14 protein-coding genes are annotated in these 21,193 nt (G+C 53.7%); 6 read left to right on the forward strand and 8 right to left on the reverse strand.

Features of this window, described 5'->3' with window-relative positions; all coding sequences use genetic code 11:
* The first annotated feature begins 99 nt into the window (after positions 1–99).
* On the forward strand, positions 100–1,506 hold the full coding sequence (locus tag HBA55_RS28595; protein ID WP_166998557.1) for a serine hydrolase domain-containing protein: 1,407 nt from the start codon (positions 100–102) through the stop codon (positions 1,504–1,506).
* A 28-nt stretch (positions 1,507–1,534) separates the two neighbouring features.
* On the opposite strand, the gene HBA55_RS28600 is transcribed toward HBA55_RS28595, so the two are convergent.
* The 4 genes from HBA55_RS28600 to HBA55_RS28615 all read right to left on the reverse strand — a co-directional run bounded on the left by HBA55_RS28600 (position 1,535) and on the right by HBA55_RS28615 (position 6,551).
* Entirely contained in the window at positions 1,535–3,112 is a 1,578-nt protein-coding gene (locus tag HBA55_RS28600) for a serine hydrolase (RefSeq protein ID WP_166998559.1), read from the reverse strand.
* 288 nt (positions 3,113–3,400) lie between these two features.
* The gene (locus HBA55_RS28605; protein WP_166998561.1) at positions 3,401–4,312 is read right to left on the reverse strand and encodes a diacylglycerol kinase catalytic domain-containing protein; all 912 of its coding nucleotides are present in this window, start codon (positions 4,310–4,312) and stop codon (positions 3,401–3,403) included.
* A 12-nt stretch (positions 4,313–4,324) separates the two neighbouring features.
* Complete coding sequence (locus tag HBA55_RS28610; protein WP_166998563.1) at positions 4,325–5,344, reverse strand: SPFH domain-containing protein; 1,020 nt, start codon at positions 5,342–5,344, stop codon at positions 4,325–4,327.
* Between the two features lie 103 nt (positions 5,345–5,447).
* Positions 5,448–6,551, reverse strand: coding sequence for an ADP-ribosylglycohydrolase family protein (locus HBA55_RS28615; RefSeq protein WP_166998565.1), 1,104 nt, complete (start codon positions 6,549–6,551; stop codon positions 5,448–5,450).
* 147 nt (positions 6,552–6,698) lie between these two features.
* On the opposite strand from HBA55_RS28615, the gene HBA55_RS28620 reads away from it, so the two are divergent.
* Positions 6,699–7,436, forward strand: a complete 738-nt coding sequence (locus HBA55_RS28620; RefSeq protein WP_166998567.1) for an NUDIX hydrolase — start codon at positions 6,699–6,701, stop codon at positions 7,434–7,436.
* A 472-nt stretch (positions 7,437–7,908) separates the two neighbouring features.
* Here HBA55_RS28620 and HBA55_RS28625 read toward each other — a convergent pair whose 3' ends face one another.
* Positions 7,909–11,400 carry an indolepyruvate ferredoxin oxidoreductase family protein gene (locus tag HBA55_RS28625; RefSeq protein WP_338109479.1) on the reverse strand — a complete coding sequence of 1,164 codons (3,492 nt, stop codon included), beginning with the start codon at positions 11,398–11,400 and terminating at the stop codon, positions 7,909–7,911.
* A gap of 229 nt (positions 11,401–11,629) precedes the next feature.
* Between HBA55_RS28625 and HBA55_RS28630 the strand changes: the two genes are divergently transcribed.
* The 3 genes from HBA55_RS28630 (at position 11,630) to HBA55_RS28640 (ending at position 15,586) form a co-directional block, all read left to right on the forward strand.
* Complete coding sequence (locus HBA55_RS28630; RefSeq protein ID WP_166998569.1) at positions 11,630–12,115, forward strand: Lrp/AsnC family transcriptional regulator; 486 nt, start codon at positions 11,630–11,632, stop codon at positions 12,113–12,115.
* Between the two features lie 145 nt (positions 12,116–12,260).
* Positions 12,261–14,315, forward strand: a complete 2,055-nt coding sequence (locus tag HBA55_RS28635; RefSeq protein ID WP_166998571.1) for a c-type cytochrome — start codon at positions 12,261–12,263, stop codon at positions 14,313–14,315.
* Positions 14,316–14,320: 5 nt separating this feature from the next.
* Positions 14,321–15,586: a catalase family protein gene (locus HBA55_RS28640; protein WP_166998573.1), complete on the forward strand. Its 1,266-nt coding sequence runs from the start codon at positions 14,321–14,323 to the stop codon at positions 15,584–15,586.
* Positions 15,587–15,635: 49 nt separating this feature from the next.
* Here HBA55_RS28640 and HBA55_RS28645 read toward each other — a convergent pair whose 3' ends face one another.
* Positions 15,636–17,504, reverse strand: a complete 1,869-nt coding sequence (locus HBA55_RS28645) for a diguanylate cyclase (RefSeq protein ID WP_166998575.1) — start codon at positions 17,502–17,504, stop codon at positions 15,636–15,638.
* Between the two features lie 209 nt (positions 17,505–17,713).
* On the opposite strand from HBA55_RS28645, the gene HBA55_RS28650 reads away from it, so the two are divergent.
* Entirely contained in the window at positions 17,714–18,559 is an 846-nt protein-coding gene (locus HBA55_RS28650) for a lipase family protein (protein ID WP_338109480.1), read from the forward strand.
* 340 nt (positions 18,560–18,899) lie between these two features.
* Here HBA55_RS28650 and HBA55_RS28655 read toward each other — a convergent pair whose 3' ends face one another.
* Together HBA55_RS28655 and HBA55_RS28660 are read right to left on the reverse strand one after the other, a co-directional pair.
* Positions 18,900–19,955: a branched-chain amino acid aminotransferase gene (locus HBA55_RS28655; protein ID WP_166998577.1), complete on the reverse strand. Its 1,056-nt coding sequence runs from the start codon at positions 19,953–19,955 to the stop codon at positions 18,900–18,902.
* A 91-nt stretch (positions 19,956–20,046) separates the two neighbouring features.
* Positions 20,047–21,087: a Leu/Phe/Val dehydrogenase gene (locus HBA55_RS28660; protein WP_166998579.1), complete on the reverse strand. Its 1,041-nt coding sequence runs from the start codon at positions 21,085–21,087 to the stop codon at positions 20,047–20,049.
* Between the last annotated feature and the right edge of the window lie 106 nt (positions 21,088–21,193).

Raw genomic sequence — 21,193 nt, forward strand, 5'->3', positions numbered from 1 at the left:
TCACATATGGTATTTTTCAACCTCTAATTTTGTTGATTTTCACTTGGTGCCCGTATTCAAGCCGGCGCTATACTCAATTCAGCCCGTTGAGGACCACAAATGACCACAATCAACCCAGATATCTACCACAGGCTCCAATCCCGCTTATCGGAAAGGTTGCAGACTCAGCTGAATAAATTCCGTATACCCGGCGCTGCTATAGCCATTTACCATCAGGACAATCCCCTGGAAGCCGCAGTTGGAAGCGCAAACCTGGAAGCCGGGATCGATGTCGACCCCCACACCGTGTTTCAGATCGGTTCCACCACCAAGGTGTACACGGCAACCTTGATGATCATGCTGGTGGATGAAGGACTGATTGAGTTGGATGCGCCGGTGAGTCGTTACCTGCCCGATCTTCAAATCGACAATCACCCCACACCGGATGCGCTTACGGTGCGTTCGCTGTTGGATTATTCCGCCGGCATGGAAGGGGATTATTTTGCGGACTTTGGGCCCGGCCCCGAAGCGTTGGAGCGCTACGTGAACGCCTGCCATACATTGCAATACATCCACCCGCCCGGTGAAATGCGAGCCTATAACTCCACCGCCTATTGCATTGCCGGGCGTGTGATTGAAGCGGTGACGGGCCGCTACTATGAAGATGTATTACAGGAAAAACTGTTGCAACCCATAGGTACAGAACGGTTCGGCTTCTATACCCACGATGTGATCCGGTATCGTACCGCCATCGGTCACGAAGTGGATCAGAAAACCGGAGAATTACGCGCCGTGGATAATTTACGCCTGCCACATTGTATGAGCGCTGCAGGTGCTTCTTTATCCATGACGGCGAAAGATCTGCTCAGGTTTGGCTGCTTTCATCTGAACAATGGCGTCACCCGCGACGGTAAACCCTTGGTCTGTTCTGATTTGATTCAACAGATGCGAACGCCTTATAAGATCGTGCCGCCTTCCGATTCCGAATTGTTGATGGGCTGGGCCGCTCTGGAATCGGATCGAGGTCGCGTTACCGTTGCCTCCGGTATGACCCACGGGCAAAACTCATTTCTGGCACTGTTGCCCGCTGAAAAATTGGCGATTTCCATCCTTGCCAACACCGCCACCGGTGCCAACCAGATATTTTTGGACTTGGGAGTCGAACTGATTAAGGCGTTGTCGGGAGCGACCGTTTGCATTCCCGAAGGGAGAGACTTACGCGACCTAAAACCTGTTCCATTGGCAGAGGTTGATACTCAGGAACTGTTGGGGGAATACCTGAATGGCACCCAACTGGAAATTTCTGAAAATAGTGAAGGGCTGCAAATGACAGCCACCTATGATATGCCAGACCGGCCCGAGCCTGTTCAGGAAATCGTCAGGTTGGTTCCGATTGGTGACAACAAGTTTCTGACCGAGAAGGAAGACACTCCCTCCCAAGTGGTGGAGTTTCTCTTTGCGGATGGGGAATCGTCGCCGGCGAGCCAGGTATTTTGCCAGAATCGGTTGTTTGCACGGCGGCGTTGACCGCCACCTCTGAGCAGCGCCATCATGTTTAAAGACGAGGCAGTTTTATTTCCCCGATGATGAGTGCTGCCACCACACCGTCGTCACCGGTTTCAAATCGTACGGCCTCTGCGGCAAAAAAGAGGCTGTCTTCCGGGAAGCGGAAGATGCCAGCTTCTTCTTCAACTAAAGGCTGATAGAAACAGTTTGCCACCCGTGCCCAGAGGCGTCCTGAACGTGCATAGATTTGCATTGGACAGGATGCCTCTGATCCGTAGTTGCCAATCAGGGTTTCCTCTGGCAAGCCGGCAGAATCAACGTGTTCGTCACGCAAGTAGTTTTGGTCACCAACGATCAGACCAGACTCATTCAATTGAATATCATCGACAAATACCTGTGCGCAGTCCATCGCCCAGTGTTCCTTGTGTCGACGCAGTTCGCCGATGGTTCCATTGATCTCCGCTGAAAGCTTACCATTATTCACCCTAATCCAGGCGAGCGAGTCCCCATTGCGATAGGTTCCCACTAACCGGGAGTAACATTGAAGGTCGGCATCTTGGGTCTGAATAAACCCCGGCAACGATTGTCCACGGCGAAGTTTAAGTGCCAATTCAAGAATATGAGCCGAAAGCCTGCGGGCGATATTGTTGCCGATATCCTGGGTAACAAATACCAATACCCCCAAATTCTCAGATGGCAACAACTCCAATTCAGTGGCATAGCCATAAATAGTTCCACCGTGTCCGACGGCCTTGTGTCCAAAGAGTTCCCTGACAAAAAATCCGAGGGCAATGGTGTCGTCCTCTTGCTCCAGTTGCCACATGGATTGAAGTAAAGAAGCGCTCAACACCGGTTCTCCGCCACGCAACAGCGTTGACGCCAGTCGAGTAAGATCCCGTGGTGATGAAAAGATGCCACCGGCAGGCACACTGTTCGGTTTGTTGACCGGTGCAGGCTGAGTTTTCTGGTGGTAGGGGCACATTTGTGCTTCTGCCAATGCTGCCCGAACATCTTCATTGAGTTCAAGCCTGGAGTCTTGCATTCCCAAAGGCTTGAAGATTCGCTCTTGAACCAGTTGTTCGTAGGGTTTGCTTTCCAGTCGTTCCAGCATCAGTCCCAGAACACAGACTCCCGCATTAGAGTAACTGGTCTTTGTTCCGGGTTCCCAAAGTAGTCGGGTTTGATTCAGGCTGGAGACAATTTCTTCCAGAGAGGCATTGCTGGAAAGAAAATAGCAACCTCCCGGAGCCTCCCGGACCAGCCCGCTCTTGTGCTGCAGCAGACGCCGTATAGTAATAGGATTGTCAAAGTCGCTATGAGGCTGAAACTCCGGCAGGTGCTTGCCAATGGGATCATCCAGTGCAATGCGCCCACTCTCGACCTGTTGCATAACCAGGAAGCCCGTCACCAGTTTGGTAATGGAACCAATGCGAAATAGCGTGTCCTCCGTGAATCGCCGAACCCCCGCCAGGTCCGCGCTACCTCCAGAGCCCTGCCAGACAATCCCCTCCTGGTCCAGGAGGACAGCGTAGAGACCCGGGATCTGTTTGTTACTGCATTCTCGTTGCAGGAGCTGCGCCAGATGCTTTTCCAGAATGCTTGGTTCTAATTTGGGTTCACAAGTCACAGGCCTCTCCCTAAAAGGACAAAATATTCATATTAGAATATTTTATTCATAGCAATGAATCAAGCTCCTTCACAGAACCATTCAGAACAACCACCTTGGTTTTCGGAATGGAGTTAATTTTGAAATCTACCACCACCTCAGCCGCACCGCAGAAATTGGAGAATTGTTTCGCGCCATCCCTGTAGTACGATCCTGTCACGGTATCTCCGGCAATTCAGATTTGTTGGATTAGTACAAGCCGATTTCATGCAGCGGCTGCACAAAATTTGGGAACACTTGGATGGATTACTAGACAACCAGTCTGCCAACAGCGTCCGAAATGCCCACCGTGCAAATGGCCCCACTGTTAAACTCAATATAATCGTCCACCATGCCATCACTGAAAATCACACCATGGCTCGCCATTTTCGAAGCAACGGTCATTCGCGACTGCCGAGTTACCTGACCGAAGACCAAATCCACTCCCGTGGTTTGACTGGGAAAAGGCTCGCGCACCGCAAACTGCAGATAATCGCAATCCCAAGGCATTGATGCCAGCTCCCTGTCGGTGCCAGCAATACCCTGTGCCCCGGCTAACACACTCTTCATCCAACCGGTGCTACCCAGCCCCGTGGATACAATAATGCCACTGGATGAATGAGCTTCCATTTTACTGCCGACAGTCAGTTCGTATCGGGCGGAAGTGTGACTCCGGGGGCCGATAAAAAAATCGTTTACCGCAATCAGCTCCTGCCCATCATTAATCTCCGCCCTGCCCAAGGTAATGTTCTTCGTTTTGAATATTCCGCGGGCAACATCCCCGACAATCGCACGTGCATCCTTGACTTCAAATGGCAACAGCACACCGTCATATCGGCTGGGTTCCGGATTAATGGCGATGAGAGGTTGGCCTTTTAGGTACTTCAAGGTATTGGCCACCAAACCATCCTGCCCCACCACCACCACGATATCTTTTGGACCAAAGATAAAGTTAGGGAGAAACTCCCGATCCAGTTTTTGCACTCTTGCACTGGGGGTCAGAACCGCCTCTACCGCGGTAACCGCCTGAAGGTAATTGCTGTTTTCCTGGTAGTATTCCTGGAAGCGCTGACCACGACTTTCGATAACAAATCGGGTCTGTTCCTCGGTGTTATACTGTGCAACCAACTCTTGCAGACGAGTCCTTCGAGTCACCAAAATGACTTTGATATCTACATTCATGAATTCTCTGCCCTAAACGACCGCTTTGCCGGATAACTGCTGCAGCAGGTCCGGAGAAATATTCAATTGCCCAATGCGATCGGCCCCGCCCGCCAATTCTCTGAAGGCCTGCGCCAGCAACTGTTCAGGTTGCAGGTTACCCATCGTCATTGCCTCCAGAACCCTGGCATCCACCTTTGACAAAGCCTCCATAGTGGCGGCAATGTCATAGGCCTTGGCGTCTGTCTTCTTGCGATCGTTTTCCGTCGCCAACTCAACCAATTCCTTGCGCTGCTGCTCCTGAGCAATTTCGGCCTCCAGCCGTTCTCTCTCAATCACCATCATCTTTTCCTTTAGGACTCGATCAGCTTCCAGCTTCTTCTCCTCGATCTCCTGTTGTTTTGCCTCAACCGCCAGTTCCGTATTCAATTCGTTCTCCTTAACCGTCCGCTCCTGATCAATGGAAGCGTTGCGCCGTCTATAGATAGCTTCGTCCGCCTCCTCCAATAATTTCTCTCTCACCGCCGCCTCCAGCGCTCTGGCGGTCTCGGGCGTTGGTTTGATTGCAAGAATGGACAAATCCATAATCTCAATCCCCAGGGACGCCAAGACGCTTGAATTAACCAACTCACTTTTGACCGAGCGAACCAGCGCCTGAGAGGATGTAATCGTCTGACGCAGATCCATCTGCTCGATCGCAGTGCGCATCTTTACCTGTACCAGATTGACGATGCGATTACGCAGTTTCTTCGGATCTTCTGATTGATACGTCTGAGCGCCGGATTTTAACGTAAAGTTCATCAGCCCCGATATTTTCTCGGGGTCAGCAATTCGATAAACCACCTGCCCCTGCACGGTAATTTCCTGATAGTCACGAGTAGATTCCTTCAGCATAAACGGTAAGTCGGAGGTACTTACAGGAATCGCGACCAGCGATGTTGTCGGAGAGTAATAAAAAAACGACAGGCCTTTGCCCTGTCGTTTTAGTTTTCCATCTTTAAACTGCATAAGAAAAGTTGTTGGGTCTACCTTAATGTAATTAATACTAAACATGACAACCTCTTTCTTGTCTTTGAACACCATATTAATAGTGGCTTAGAGCCACTTACTGGTTAAGCTTTTCCCTATTGAACTGATTTTGGAAAAATGAAATCAATTAATAGGGAGGTAACAAACGCCTGAATCCATGCACCAACACTATGGCCAGGAACATCAGATTACGTACAAAAATCGGAGGTCCCGGCAACCAACGTGTGGAGCGACGCTCACCGGTTTCCATGCAAAACGCCAGATCCTCAGACAGCGACTGCAGATACTTCGCCGTTATCGGCCAATCAACAATATCCTCAATCCAATCTTGAGGTATACCCTCTTTGCCAACACCCGCGCCCAGAATTCCGCCCAGAATGGCGGAAGTCGTATCCGTATCCCCGCCGAGCCGAATCATCGCCTCCACTGCGGCGGCATAGTCACTTTGATACTTAAGCCAAAGAAACAATACCATCGGTACCGTATGATAACTGTACCCCGTCACACCCTTCTTCAGCCCCATAACCTCGGCCACAGCCTCGGGATTTCCCTCCCAATGACTCTCCAGCCGATCCATCGTATTCTCAAACTCCTTAACCGCACCGCTGTCCTCCGTCGCCAACAGCGACTGCAACTCGCTTCGAAACGCCTCCAGAGACACCGATTCACAACAGCCTGCCATGTACGCCGCCTGAGCAACCGCCAACGCAGCCACCGTCGCCTTCGGGTCCTTATGGGTGATCACCGTAGAAGCCGCTACCACCTGCTTCATCGTTTCGCGATCATGCCCCAGGCAAACACCGATAATCGGCGCACGCATCGCCGGCCCATTACCCGCCGAATACACACCACTGTACTTGGCCGGAAACCCCATCCAGAGCTTGATAATGGCCCGCCCCGTTGCCATCCCTATTCCCGCCGGCAGCCGCATCAACCACCAGCGCAACCTCCAGGCCAGGCTCCCCTGAAAGCGGTCCCAATCCCCCCAGCGGGTGATCATCGACGCCGCTGTCATGGCGGCATGCTCCGTATCATCCGAAATCATACCCTTGCCAAAAACCAGGGCGTGGCGGGGGCGCGCCTTAAGCAATTGCTTGATTCGCCTTGCTGAAATACCCTCAAACGGCAAACCCAAAGCGTCACCCACCATCAGTCCCAGCAAACTACCCTCAACGGCTCGCTTCTGATTGGCGCTTCCTAGCTGTGCATCCACACCGGCAATCTGTTCCATGGCATTGGCTCCCAAAGTACTGTCTCCCAGATGATCAATTTCCGGCACTTGTCATCAAACAAGCCTCCGTTGACTTAGGGGCATTGAGCCACTAACATAATACCCCAATAAACCGCTGTCAACCGGACACTATTAGACTGGCCCAATATGACAAAAAAGCAAACTGAAAAAGCCTTTCTAGAGAGCTACGACATCCACGATTTCGATGTCCCACTGACCTCCGTTGACATGGCCATCTTTACCGTCAGAAGCGAAAAATTGCAGGTATTGCTAGTCAAACGGGCACAGCACCCGGCTCTGGGGCAATGGGCGCTGCCCGGCGGCTTTATCGACCTAAAGCTTGACAAAACACTCATGGACACCGCCAAACGCAAACTCTATGAAAAAACCGGAGTCAGAATCCCCTACCTCGAACAGGTCGAGACCTTTGGCAGCCAAGGCAGAGACCCCAGGGGCTGGTCCGTCACCATCTCCTACCTCGCCCTCATCCCCAGTGACCACATCACCCTCGGCAAAGACGACAGCTCAGAACAGGTCGCCTGGGTACCCGTAGACGAGGCCGAAGACCAATACCCACTGGCCTTTGACCACAATCGCATTCTCGAGGCCTGCCACCAAAGACTCAGAAGCAAAGTCCAATACACATCTCTGCCCGTCAACCTGCTGCCCAATGAATTCACCCTTACCGAACTGCAGCAAACCTTCGAACTCGTACTGGGCAACACCGTAGAAAAGAAATCATTCCGCCGTCGCATCCTCGACGCCGATATCCTCGAAGCAACCGGCAACATGAAAACCGGCAGCAACCGCCCTGCCAAACTTTACCGAGTCAAACCCGAGGGGCAAAGTCACTTTTTTACCAGGAATATTGAGGGGCCGAGATAATCAAATCACCCTCAGCGGGCTGCTGCGAGACTCTCCAACCACCCGTAGCAGCGCGCTCCGAGCGCGACTGGTCTTCTCCATATCAACGGTTTGAAATTGCAAAGTTCAGAACGATAAACTTGATGTACCTCGATCTAAAGGGTGGCTGGGTGTTCGTTGGAGGGGCATTTCAAGCGAACGCCGAAGGAGTCAATGAGACAAGCGTCTTTTGCTTGGCTCATTGGGGACTGAGGGAAGCCCGGAGGGCCGGTAGCGTGCCCCTCCAACGGACACCCGGCCGCCCGTTGTGGCACACAATCACCAGCCCCTTTCGTCCTATCCGCAAAGAAAAAAACACCTAATTCCAATGGCCGGTTATGGTGCAAAGATACGGTGCCAACCCGGTCGCGCTCGGAGCGCGCTGCTACACACGAAGATCAATCGTGCCCCCAGAAGGTCAGCTCCTGGCACTCACCGACCTGCCAGTTCTTGATCAAGCCGCCTTAGTAACTTCACCAGCCACACAATCCAAAGCCTTCACCCCAAGCTCCCACTCAGCCCGAACCTTCTCCAAATTTGCTTCCTTAACATGCCCATACCCACGGACCTGCTCCGGCAACGCCAACAACCGCTCAACCTGATCCACGTTACCCGCCTCAACCCGCAACATCACATCACGAACCAACGCCTCATAATCCTCAATCAACTGCCGCTCACCCCGACGCTCAGCCGTATAGCCAAACACATCCAGCGCCGAACCCCGCAGCCCCTTAGCCTTCGCCAACAATCGGAATACCGGCAACACCCAACCGCCAAACGTCATCTTTTTAGGCTTACCCGTCACCTTATCCCGACGAGCCAACAATGGCGGCGCCAAATGAAACTGCAACTTGAAATCACCATCAAACTGCGCCCGCAACTTCTGCTCGAACTCAGGACTGCTATATAAACGCGCGACTTCATACTCATCCTTGTACGCCATCAACTTATAAAAATAGCGAGCCACCAAGGTCGACAACGCACCCACTGCCCCCAGCCGCGCCTTCTCCTGCTCACGAACCCACTGCACCAATGCCCAATAGCGGTCCGCATAACCCGAATCCTGATACTCGACCAACTCACGGTAAAAACGATCGACCTTCTGCTCCAACGTATCCAGAGCTACCACCTGCGTCTCGCCCTCACCATTACGCTCATCGATCAAACGCTGCACCCGAGGCAAATCCTCAGCGGCCAGACGCCCCCACCGGAACGCCCGCAAGTTAAATTCAACCGCCACACCGTTCAACTCAATCGCTCGTTCAATCGCCGCACGACTCAGTGGCAACAAACCCTTCTGCCAGGCAAAACCCACCATAAACAGATTAGTCGCAATGGAATCGCCAAACATCGCCTCGGCGATACCGGTCGCGTCGATATAATCCACCGCTTCACTGCCGATTGCCGTCGAGAACTCATCCTTGGTTTCCTGCGCAGGGAAGAACAAATCATTATTTCGGGTAAACGCAGCAACCGGAACCTCCGCCGTATTGATAATCGAACGACTGACACCCTGGCGCAGCTTGGGCACAGAAGCCGTTGCCGCCACCATATCGCAGCCCAACAACAGGTTTGCACCCCCATCCAAAATACGGGGCACATGAATATCACCCGGCGTTGGCGCCAGTTTAATGTGCGCAACCACCGCACCGTTTTTCTGAGACAGACCGGTAAAGTCCAGAGTCGTCGAACCCTTGCCCTCCAGGTGCGCCGCCATCGACAACAGTGCACCTATGGTCAATACGCCGGTACCACCGATCCCGGACACCAACACCGCATAATTGCCAGTCAGTTCAGGAGGTGTGGGCTCCGGCAACTCGGCAAACACCTCCGCTTCCAGTGTTTTGACCTGAGCCTGATCCGGCTTGCGCAACTCGCCACCGACCACAGACACAAAACTCGGGCAGAACCCCTTAACACAGGAATAATCCTTGTTGCAGGCGGACTGATTGATCTGGCGCTTGCGACCAAAATCCGTTTCCTTGGGCTCGATAGAAATACAATTGGACTGTACAGAACAATCTCCGCAACCCTCACACACTCGGTCATTAATAAACAGACGACGGTTCGGATCTTCCATCAAACCCTTCTTGCGCCGACGACGCTTTTCCGCTGCGCAGGTTTGCTCATAAATAATTGCGGTAACCCCCTCGATATCACGCATCTGACGCTGTACCGCATCAAGCTCATCACGATCGAAACGGGTTACATTGGCCGGTATGCTCGAATCATTTTCGAACTTGCCGATATCGTCACTGACCAGTGCCACCTTTTTCACACCTTCCGCCAGCAGCTGCTGCGCGATGCTACCCGGAGAGGGTTCACCCTCCGCGGGCTGCCCGCCGGTCATGGCAACGGCATCATTGTAGAGAATTTTGTAGGTAATATTGACGTCGCTGGCTACCGCCTGCCGAATCGCCATCAAACCGGAGTGCTGGTAAGTACCGTCCCCCAGGTTCTGGAACATATGCTTGTTTTTGGAGAAACGGTGCAGCCCGACCCAGTGAATACCTTCGCCCCCCATATGGGTAAAGGTTTTGGTTTTACGATCCATGCTGATGGTCATAATGTGACAACCGATACCGGCACCACCGGTGCTGCCGTCCGGCACTTGAGTCGAAGTATTATGCGGGCACCCGGAACAGAAATACGGCTCTCGAGCGAGCAGGTTTTTACCTTGCACTTTACAGGGTGCAACAAACTCGGAAACCTTCTTACCGATAAACCCTCCGATTTCGGTGCCCTTTAACCAACGGGACAGCGCAGCGGATACAATTTCGGGGGTAAATGCCCACACCTCAGGCAACAGCACCTCGCCCTGCTCATCGCGCTTACCAAAAATAGCCGGACGTTTGGCCGCTGGCCAGTTGTACAACTGCTCCTTGATTTGTTTCTCCAGCTGCGGTCGTTTTTCTTCCACCACCAACAGCGATTCCATGCCCTCGGCGAATTCACGAATACCGCGAGGTTCCAATGGCCAGCTCATACCGACCTTATAAATGCTGATGCCGGCGTCCTGCAGATCTCTTTCGGAAATGCCCAGAATACGGAAGGACTCCAACAGATCGCCGTGTGCCTTACCCACCGTCACAATACCAAAGCGGCGTTGCTCAGACTTGAGAATCACCTTGTCAATTTTATTGGCGTAAACAAACGCATGAGCCGCCGGTGCCCGCTCTTCAATCATACGGCGTTCGTACTCCATGCGCTCGGCGGGCCACTTCAGGTTAACATCGTAGTTAAGACCATGGGGAGGCATGACAAAGTCCTCCGGCATCACGAACTTGGGCAACTCCGGGATCATAATGGAGGCGCCGCTTTCCACGGTTTCAGTAATCGTCTTAAACGCCACCCACAGACCGCAATAGCGAGACAGCGCTATACCCGCCAATCCCATGGTCAAATACTCTTCCACCGAAGTCGGAAACAGAATCGGCATAATCGCCGCTTCAAACACCTGATCAGTCTGATGAGGGAACATGGAGGATTCGGCCGTGTGATCATCACCCGCCAGCGCCAATACTCCACCATGCCTCGCAGTGCCCTGAACATTGGCCTGGCGGAACACATCGGCGGTGCGGTCAACACCATGACCCTTGCCATACCAGATGGAGAACACTCCATCTTTATTGACCTGATCGCGATAATAATCGGTGAGCTGAGTGCCCCAAACAGCGGTTGCTCCGAGATCTTCATTGACCCCCGGCTCAAAATGCACGTCGTGGCTGGCCAAGAACTTTTTGCTGCGCCACAGCTCCTGGTCGTAAGCACCAAGAGGCGAACCGCGGTAACCGGAAATAAAACCCGCGGTGTTGAGACCGTCACGCTGGTCCAGCTGACGCTGCATCAGAGGCAGACGAACCAGGGCCTGGATGCCAGTCATAAAAGCGCGACCCTGGGTCAGGGCGTAGCGGTCAGTGAGCTGGTAGTCCTTGTCGAAAATCACGGTTCTTTCCTCCTCATGTCGGGCGGTTAGTTATTGATTCTGAGAGGAAAAAAGTAGCACGGGCGTCGCTAGGGGGTCATACCAAAGAGATCGATAGTCATGCGCTCACTTAGCACAAATCACCACTAGGAGCGGAAAATTCGGAATTCTTCTCCAATAACGGATACATCTGTGGAATTCGGCGTAATATGGCGTACACTGGAACCTGCCATCCACCTGGACCACCACCATGCATGAACTGGATAAGATTGATCGCAAGATCCTCGAAGCCCTGCAGGCCGATGCCAGCCTGACGAACCTGGAGCTGGCGGAAAAGGTGTGCCTGTCGCCCTCACCCTGCTCCCGCCGGGTGAAGATCCTGCAGGAGAAGGGTTTTTTCCGCGGGCAGGTCACCTTGCTTGATCCGCAGAAAGTCGGCCTGCCCGTGAGTGTCTTTATCCAGGTCACACTGAATCATCAGGTGAAGAAGAATCTGGTGGCTTTCGAGGAGACGGTAAAGGACTGGCCCGAAGTGATGGAGTGCTATCTGATGACGGGCGACTTTGACTACCTGATCCGCGTTGCAGTGCCCGACCTGAACGCTTATCAGGATTTTCTCGACAAGCGACTGACACCTATGGACGGGATTGATAGTATCCGCACCAGCTTTTCCTTAAAGCAGGTACGATATAAAACGGAACTGCCCCTGAATCATCTCGGTACCCGCAGCGGTTGAAGGCGGCTATCTACAGGAGCGCTTGGGGGCAGGATGAAAAACAACAATAAACGACGGACGTTACAACAAGACTATGGACTTTCGGCAATCCGGCGCCGCCCTTCTGAGCGGCCTTTGGGGTATTTTCAGCAATAGCCTCCGTTTTTTGATCAGATCACTTGGGCGAGGAATCAAGGGGCTCTGGCACTGGGCGGGAGGCCTGTTGGCCGGCCTGCGTGGTCTCTGGAAAGCTATTGGCCCACCTTGGTTCCGACGTTTGCTGGCAACGGTCGGTATCCTTGCCGGTGTGTACATCGGCCTGCAACACCTGCTCACCCCCAACCTCACCCACGAGCAGATCAATCAGGTGCACTACTTGACCGACAGCTGGGATTCCCAGGCTCGCGAGGATTTTTACTACACGCCGCAGGGCACCGAACTGCTGGGCATGCATTACGACTGGTTCGTGAACCTGGAGTTGCCTCTTTCCAAGGAGCGTCTTGCCGAAGAAGACAATATGCGCGGCTGGGGCTTTATTGTGGATCCGGGGCAACTGGCCACTGAACGCAACCCCGGCAACCTGCCCGTTGGCATGACCCGTCATATCGACCCGCAAACCGGGCTGGAAAAATTGGACCTGGGCTGTGCCATGTGTCACACCGGAGAGCTGCACTATAAGGGCGTGGCACTGCGGGTGGACGGTGGCCAGGCGGTGCAGAGCGTTCCCACCGCCAAACTCGGCGAATTTATCACCACCCTGGGAGCTTCGGCCGCAGAAACCTACTTTAACCCCCTCAAGTGGAACCGCTTCGCCGACCGGGTAGCCGGCCAGGATCAACCACAACGCGATCAGTTGCGCGAGGAGTTCTGGCAGTTCCTGAAGACGATGAAACAATTTGTCAGCGGACCCGGCGCCTCCAAATACTACCCCACCGAAGAAGGCCGTGGCCGCACCGACGCGGTAGGCCGAATCGCCAATGTAGTGTTCGGCTACGATCTGGATGTGCCGGAGAACTATCATGCCGCCAACGCACCGGTCAGCTATCCCTTTTTGTGGGACATCTGGCGCTTTGACTGGGTGCAGTACACCGGTTTTACCAATCAGGCTATGGCCCGCAATATCGGTGAAAGTCTGGGCGTACTTGCCCCTATCAAGCTGGTGAATGATGAGGGAGAACTGCTGAGCCCCGGCGAATTTGGCGAAACCGTTGTCGACCTGGATGGTATGCATTGTGTGGAATCGACCTTGCGTGATCTCAAGCCGCCGCAGTGGCCGGAACAGATTCTTGGTAAGATCGACATTGCCAGGGCGAAACAGGGCAAGGCGCTGTTCGCCGCCCAATGCGCCTTCTGCCACGGCCCCCACCAATCCAAGCCCTACAACTGGCCGGTGGCTTCCGGCCCCGGTGAGAACCCGGCAGAACAAGCCAGTGTCAACTGGCAATGGGATATGGCGGGGGATATCACCCGTATTGACGGCGTGCCCTATCGCAAAGACTGGCGCGAGACCATCTGGTCCGTGCCCTGGATCGATGTGGATGTGATCGGCACCGACGCCACCGCAGCGGACAACTTTAACAAGGCGATTTACGACGCCCGCAAATTGCTGCCGGATTCCGAGCCCGTCAATGCCGGCAATGGCCTGCAAGTCCTGCTCAACCGCCTGGTACCCATTCTGTACGAAAACTGGAAAATCACCGGCGAGGCCGTGCCCGATTACGACGGCCTCAATGTGCCTTTCCGCATTGCCAATAAACGCGCCTATAAAGCCCGACCCCTGCACGGTGTTTGGGCAACCCCACCGTTCCTGCATAACGGTTCGGTGCCCACTATTCACGATCTGCTGTCGCCGCTGGATGAACGCCCCACGACCTTTGCGGTGGGCAACCGCGAATATGACCCCATCAAACTGGGTTACGCCACTAAAACCTCGCCGGGTAGCTTTGTGCACGACACCGGCATCACCGGCAATGGCAACCATGGCCATCTGTTTACCGATGTGGAGATGCCGGGCCGGATTGGCGAACGGCTCAGCGAAGAAGAGCGCATGGCGATCATCGAATACCTGAAGGTGATGGGTAATCCGGAGTTTAGCGAGGCTCTGGATGGCGACCCCCTGAATTGGGCCGCTTACCCCGACGCCCCGGCGGATCCCTCCGGTGAGGCGGCCTGCCGTCGCCCCAGGATGCCAAAACAACTGAATGCACAGGTTGGGGAGTGACAACCATGAAGACACGATTGTCAAAATCAATCCTGGCCAGCTCACTGACTCTCACTGTTGCGATGAGCATCGGCACTGCCGGCGCTTCTCCTATCGAAAAAAGTATCCAGGCTCTCGGTATGGACATCTCATCCGCGGAGCAGGCTGCAATTGAATCCGCCGTGAATTCCTCTCGCGAAATCTCCCGCCGGGCCGAGCAATACAACGGCCTGCCCTACCGCCGGGATGCACACGCCAAAGCCACCGCCTGTGTGCGGGCAACCTTTAGCATCAACGGGGATATTCCAGAGCGTTTCCAACATAGCGTCTTCTCGGAACCCGGCAAGGAGTACCGGGCCTGGGTGCGTTTCTCCAATGGCGATATGCTGGTGCAACCCGATAGCAAACCCGACGCCCGGGGTATGGCCATCAAGCTGATGGGGGTTGAGGGTGAACCCATTGCCCCGGAACTGGGCAAGGGTGGAACCCAAGACTTTATCATGACCAACACCCCGGCGTTCTTTAATCGTAATATTTACGATTACGCCGACGATGCCAGATTCCTGGCCAAGTTTGAGCGCACCAAGTGGTTTATCAGTCTCTTTCCTCCCCGCCTGCACCCCAAGCAGTTTTACAGGGCGGTTCAGACGGTCTCCTCCAGAATCGACACACCGCTCGCACCTCAGTACTACTCCATGCTGCCCTACCAACTGGGCAATACCCGGTTAAAGTTCTCCACCAAACCCTGCCCCGGCAGTCACTATCCAAAGGCTACTGATAAGAATGATCCGGATTTTCTGACCAGACAGATCGAAGACACCCTGGCAGACGGAGCCGCCTGCTTTGAGTTTATGGTGCAACCCAAAGCACCCGGCGCTTATATGCCCATGGATGATGCCACGGTAATCTGGTCGGAAGAGAAATCACCATTTATCCCCATCGCCCGGGTGCGTATTCCGCCCCAGAAGCTCGGTGGTGAGCCCCAACGACAGTTTTGCGAAAATCTCTCCATGAACCCGTGGCACGGAGTTGGCGAATGGCTGCCAGAAGGCAGTCTGAGCCGGGCTCGGCGAGTGGTTTATAACGCCGTCTCTGAGTTTCGGCATGAGAAAAATGATGTGGAGCGGTACGAGCCGGACAATTGGTGCGTGCCTGGAGCCCAGGAGGCTTGTACCCAGGACCAGGGGATGATTATCAGTAAGTCGCGCTGGCCGTTGCCGCGCTGCTTTGATTCGCTGTTTCAGCCTCTCAACGGGCAGAGTGTCAACAGCGAATGTGGGGGCTCTAACTAAATCAATTTAACACTATTCTCTGTAGCAGCTCGAGGGCGACCGATCGCTTCTACCCTGGAACGGATGACAGGGATTTGCCTTCGGCGTCTGCGGCAACCACAACCCGGTTACGGCCACTCTGCTTGGCCTGATACAACGCAGCATCCGCGCGGCAGATCAGGTCATCAATAGTGGTCTCGCCGCCGTAGTGGGCAACACCCACGCTGGAGGTAAAGGTAATCTCCTGGTCGTCGACCACCAATCGCAGTTGCTCTACCTTTTTACGCAGGCGTTCAGCGGTCTGAACCACCGAATCGTCACTACCCGCCACCAACAGTGCGAACTCCTCACCTCCGATGCGACCAAAAATGTCGGTCTCCCGGATTTCTTCTTTCAGGGTACTGGCAAACAGCTTCAGGGCCTGATCCCCTGCGCCATGGCCATAGGTATCGTTGATGGCCTTAAAGTGGTCCAGATCAAACATCAGTAGACTGAAGGGAGCATCACGGTGAATACTGCGGCGTAACAGGCTGGCCCCCAAACGATAAAAGCTGCGACGATTGTTGGCCCCGGTCAGTGGATCGGTGCGGGCTTCCACCTCGGCGGCGGACTTGGCCTTCTCCAGCTCACGTGTGCGCTCCTTGACCAGCGACTCCAGTTCAGACTTACGATTCTCCAACTGCACCAGGTAGCGATACTCGGCGTCGTCCTTCTGCCGGCGCAGATTGGCCAGATTCATGCCCATAGCAATCATAATGACCATCATCTCAGTAAACGAACCCACTACCGGCCAGTAGTAATTGATCAGATTATGGTCTACAAAACCGAGGTCCCGCAGGGCCTGCGCCAGTAACCCGGCAGCGAGGAACCCCCAGGCAATGGCAAACACACCGGCTTCATTGGCGCCCTGGCGCCAACGCAGGATACCACCGAGGCAGATCAGCGGATACATCAGCAACAGTATGGTGATCAGAATCACCGCCAGGCCTTCCCAATGAACCATCGCCGCCATCACCAGGGCAAAGGCGAGCCACATCATCAGCAGCAGCCCGTAGTCCAACTTGGGGGTGTAGCGCCGGCTCTGCAAGAAGATTCGGGAGAACCAAATACCCGAGGCTATTACCAGAGCGCCATTGATGGACATATAGCTCCAGTGAAAGTCTTTGGTGATCAAGAATTGATGGGTCAACCCCACCATGGTCCACCACATGCCAATTTTGGCGATGGCGTAAATACTGTAGGCGAAGAACAGCCGCTGCCCAGTCGCCACCCCAACCGTCAGGGCGACCAGCACCATCAACAGCAAACCGCCGCCGATAAACATCATCAGCCCGACTTCAGACACCTGTACCTGACGCAGGTTCTCGGGGGACCAGAGTCTGAGCTTGGGAAAGAAAAAGCCTTTATCCGCCGATCCATAGCGGATCAGCAGCTCCAGCTCTTCTCCGGGCGCCAGGGTTACCGGCACCACAAAGCGGTGGTGAGCCACCGGCCGCTCCTCAAAGGGGGCCAGCATGGATATATTGGCAAGAGCGGAAAAGGGCACCGCGAGGCTTCTGTCTTCAAGCTGCCAGGGGCGCTGATAGACATCCAGATAGATCAGCTGATGATCGACATATTCCATGTGCAAAAGTCGCGCTTCATCGCTGGTATTGCGTAAACGAACGTGCCCCCACAGCGCTCCGGCTTTCAGTCCGGTGGAATCAGACTTTGGCATGTCACTGAACTCACCCCTGACAAAAGCGCGATAGGCGTCATTCACACCCCGTTTGCCGGTATCGTCCTGCCAGAGCTGCATTTGGGTCGAGAGGAATTCTCCGTTCTCGTGACCGGAGACATTCCATGGCTCCTTAGCGAATGCCGGCAACGCCAGCAGTATGGACAGTAATCCAAAGAACCAACTAACCCGAAAAATCGAAAGACCAGGTTGAAATTTCACTATTTTATGGCGTCTTTATGGTGTCGGTGTATTGTTTTTGTGCCGAAATCAGTTGTAACTTTCTCCAAACAGCTGTGAGAATAAACGCCCGTTGCGGTAAAGTCCACTGAGCAAATATGGAATCATTGTGACTAGATGTTTGTGACGACAGCGATTTTCAACAAGAACGTTTAACCTCACACCCGGAAAAAATACTAAGGAAGGATACGGTGCTTCGTCTTTTATGGCTGTTGCCCCTCTTGATCATGACCTCTCAATCCCTGCATGCTGACTCGGCCATCGATTTTAAGGAAATTCTCTGGTACGCAGAGCGCGCCAAAGCCGCCTACAGCTCCGAGTCCGATATTCGATCCCGTTACGGGAAGGATGTACTGGTTGAAAACGTTTACGACATCAAAGTCCAATTCTTTGTAGAGACGCTTCCCGAGCGCAGACAGCAGCTAGTAAGCATTCGCGGCACGGACAATCTTTCCAATGTAAAGGATGATAGTGAGTACATACCCAAACTGAGCGAGACACTGGGTATTTATGTGCATCGGGGCTTTGAAGAAGACACGGTTCAAATACTCGAACTGTTGCGGCCACACTTGGAACAAGAGTACCAGATACGCCTGACCGGACACTCGCTGGGCGCCGCGATCAGTACACTATTAATGATGTACCTTGACCAGGAAGGATTCGAGCTGGGTCCGTCGATTAATTTCGGACAACCCAAGGTCACCAACGCTGCAGGTGTGAAAAAGTTCTCCAAGTTGCCCCTCTTGAGAGTGGTGGATCGCGAAGATGTGGTCCCGGAATTACCCACAGCCACACTGCTCGATTCCCTCCATGGGGTGTACGCCCATCTGGGCGAAGAAGTGATCCTGTTAAAAGGCCCCTACTTTATTGCCTTGCCCCAGCACAGGGCGATCCATAAATCCGAAGGCTCCTTCTGGAAAGATCTGGGTCACCAGAGTTTGTCCGACCACTATATAGATAACTACCTCGCCAACATTCAGTCCAAATTGAAACAGGCGAAAGCCGTGGAATTTGATCAACGGGATGACTACCTGTAGAACGGCGTTATTACTGAAAGCCTCAAAAAAATTCGGCCCGCCTGTTGGCGAGCCGGGAAGCATCCGTGAACGGGATGGGAGAGAAGACGAGATGACTGCCTGACCAACAGGATGCTGGAAGCAAGTCGCGTCTACAAGAACATTCGAAACAAGTGACCTCTGAATGAATACGAGATCAATCACTGCTTTAGCCACAACCACCAGCGGGGCAAAGTTTGCGCACAATCCCCGACGGCAATCAAACAGCGAAATGGAATTAAATCATATACCTTAGAATCGCAACAACTCAATTTATGTTAAGTTTGATAGCGTTTTTGGCTCCCGGGAACAATATTTTTTATCAGACCTGAACCTGACGCTCCACCGCCTGAATCCAGCCGTATTTGTCTTCCACTCGGCCTTCCTGAATCGCTAACAGAGACTCATACAAAGCCTGACCCACGGGTCCGGGCACTTTCGGTAGGGGATACTCCTTACCTTGATCGGCAATGATGCTGATGGGGCTGATCACCGCCGCCGTACCGCAGGCAAATGCTTCAGTACAAGTACCGGATTCGATCAGCGCCAACAGACTGTCGATCTGAATATTGCGTTCACGCACCTTGTAACCCAGATCTTTCGCCAGCTCGAGAATCGCGCTGCGGGTAATGCCCGGCAGAATTGAACCATTTAACTCAGGTGTGTGCAGTTCGTCGTCCATCACCACAAACAGGTTCATTCCCGACAGTTCATCGATTTGGCCTGCAACCGCGGAGTTCAGCCACAACACCTGGTTGTACCCCTGTTGCATGCACTCCTTCGAAGACTGCATGGAAGCGGCGTAGTTACCGCCGGTTTTCGCCACCCCCATTCCGCCGGCTGCGGTGCGAGACCGATGTCGCTCTACGATCACTCGCATTTCACCAGCATGATAAATCTCGGCGGGACTGGCTATCACATAAAACTCGTAGCTACTGGAAGCGGTTATAGTCAAGTCCGCCTGGGTACCAAACATAAAGGGGCGCAAATACATAGACGCGCCGCTGTTACGAGGAATCAGGTTGCGGCAGATATCCGTCAGTTGAGTCACACCCGACATAAACAATTCTTCCGGCACCTGGGGCATGCACATAAACTCAGCGGAATTGTTAAATCGTTTGCAGTTTTCCACAGGGCGAAACAGTTGCGGTGTCTCGCTATCCACCCAATAAGCTTTCATACCCTCGAACACTTCCTGAGCATAGTGCAGAACTTTGGCGGCGGGATCGAGACTGATGGGGCCATAGGGCACCAGTTGGCCAGCGCTCCAGATACCATCGCAGTATTCCGCCCTGAACATTACCGGTGCCATTAAACGACCAAAACCGATAGTGTCGGGTAGCTGGAAGTTATCCACTAATGTTTGTAAGTCACCCATAACTTTTGCCCCTTTTTATGTATCAACAATTCCGTAGCAGCCCGCTTGAGGGCGACTGTCTTGCTCAAGCATCGAAAGAAAGTTTGATCCTCTATCCGATGCTAAAACGTTCCTCGGCAATCACGTCCGCAATTTCACTGGTGGAACGCCCTTCTTTACCGGCGCGATCAAAGATTTCCACCAGAGTATCGCCTATGCCTTCCACGTGGGTTTTGAGAGCATCACGACAACCGCCAGTGCGCTGATAGTAGGCATCGATAATGCCGCCGGCGTTAATCACGTAATCCGGTGCATAAAGAATTTCACGCTGACGCAGGATTTCACCATGTTGCGCCTTCGCCAGCTGATTGTTGGCAGCCCCGGCAATTACAGCGGCTTTGATCTGAGCAATACTCTCGTCATTAACAATAGCGCCCAGGGCGCAAGGTGCAAATACATCCACATCCAGACCGTAGATTTCATCACCCGCAACGGCAGTGGCCCCCAGCTCACTTACGGCGCGCTCAACGTTTTGCCCAAAGATATCCGTCACAAACAGTTGGGCACCGGCATCGTGCAGATGTTTGGCCAGGCGGAAGCCGACATTACCCACACCCTGAATAGCCACTTTGACACCGTCCAGCGAGTCGCAACCCAGACGATACTGGGCCGCTGCCTTTAAACCGACAAACACACCGTACGCGGTGGTGGGAGAAGGGTCACCACCGGTTTCCAGATCTTCCACCACACCACTGATATGTGCGGTACGCTCGCCGATTTTGGCGATGTCCGCCACCTTGGTGCCAGAATCTTCCGCGGTAATATAGCGACCGCCCAGGCTTTCGATAAAATCGCCCATGGCCCACAGCAGTTCATCCGTCTTGTGGACGCGGGGATCGCCGATAATCACAGACTTGCCGCCACCCAGTTTAAGGTTGGAAATGGCCGACTTGTAGGTCATACCGCGAGACAGTCGCAGCACATCATTCAGCGCCTCGTCGTCATTTTGGTAGTTCCACATACGGCAACCGCCCAGGGCCGGACCCAGGTTGGTATTGTGGATGGCAATAATCGCTTTAAGGCCACTCTTACGATCGTGGTAGTAAGCAACGTGCTCGTGTTGATCAAATTCCGGATGAGAAAAAACGGCCATGGTTAAACACTCTCAAATCAAGGGCTGGCGAAAACACTATGCTAGCCAAGGTTGGGGGGTGATTGGTTGCCAACTGCGGCGGCAGAACGGCATAAACTGATCACCC

It is taken from the genome of Pseudomaricurvus alkylphenolicus, from assembly GCF_011683955.1.
GTDB classification, from domain to species: domain Bacteria; phylum Pseudomonadota; class Gammaproteobacteria; order Pseudomonadales; family Cellvibrionaceae; genus Pseudomaricurvus; species Pseudomaricurvus alkylphenolicus.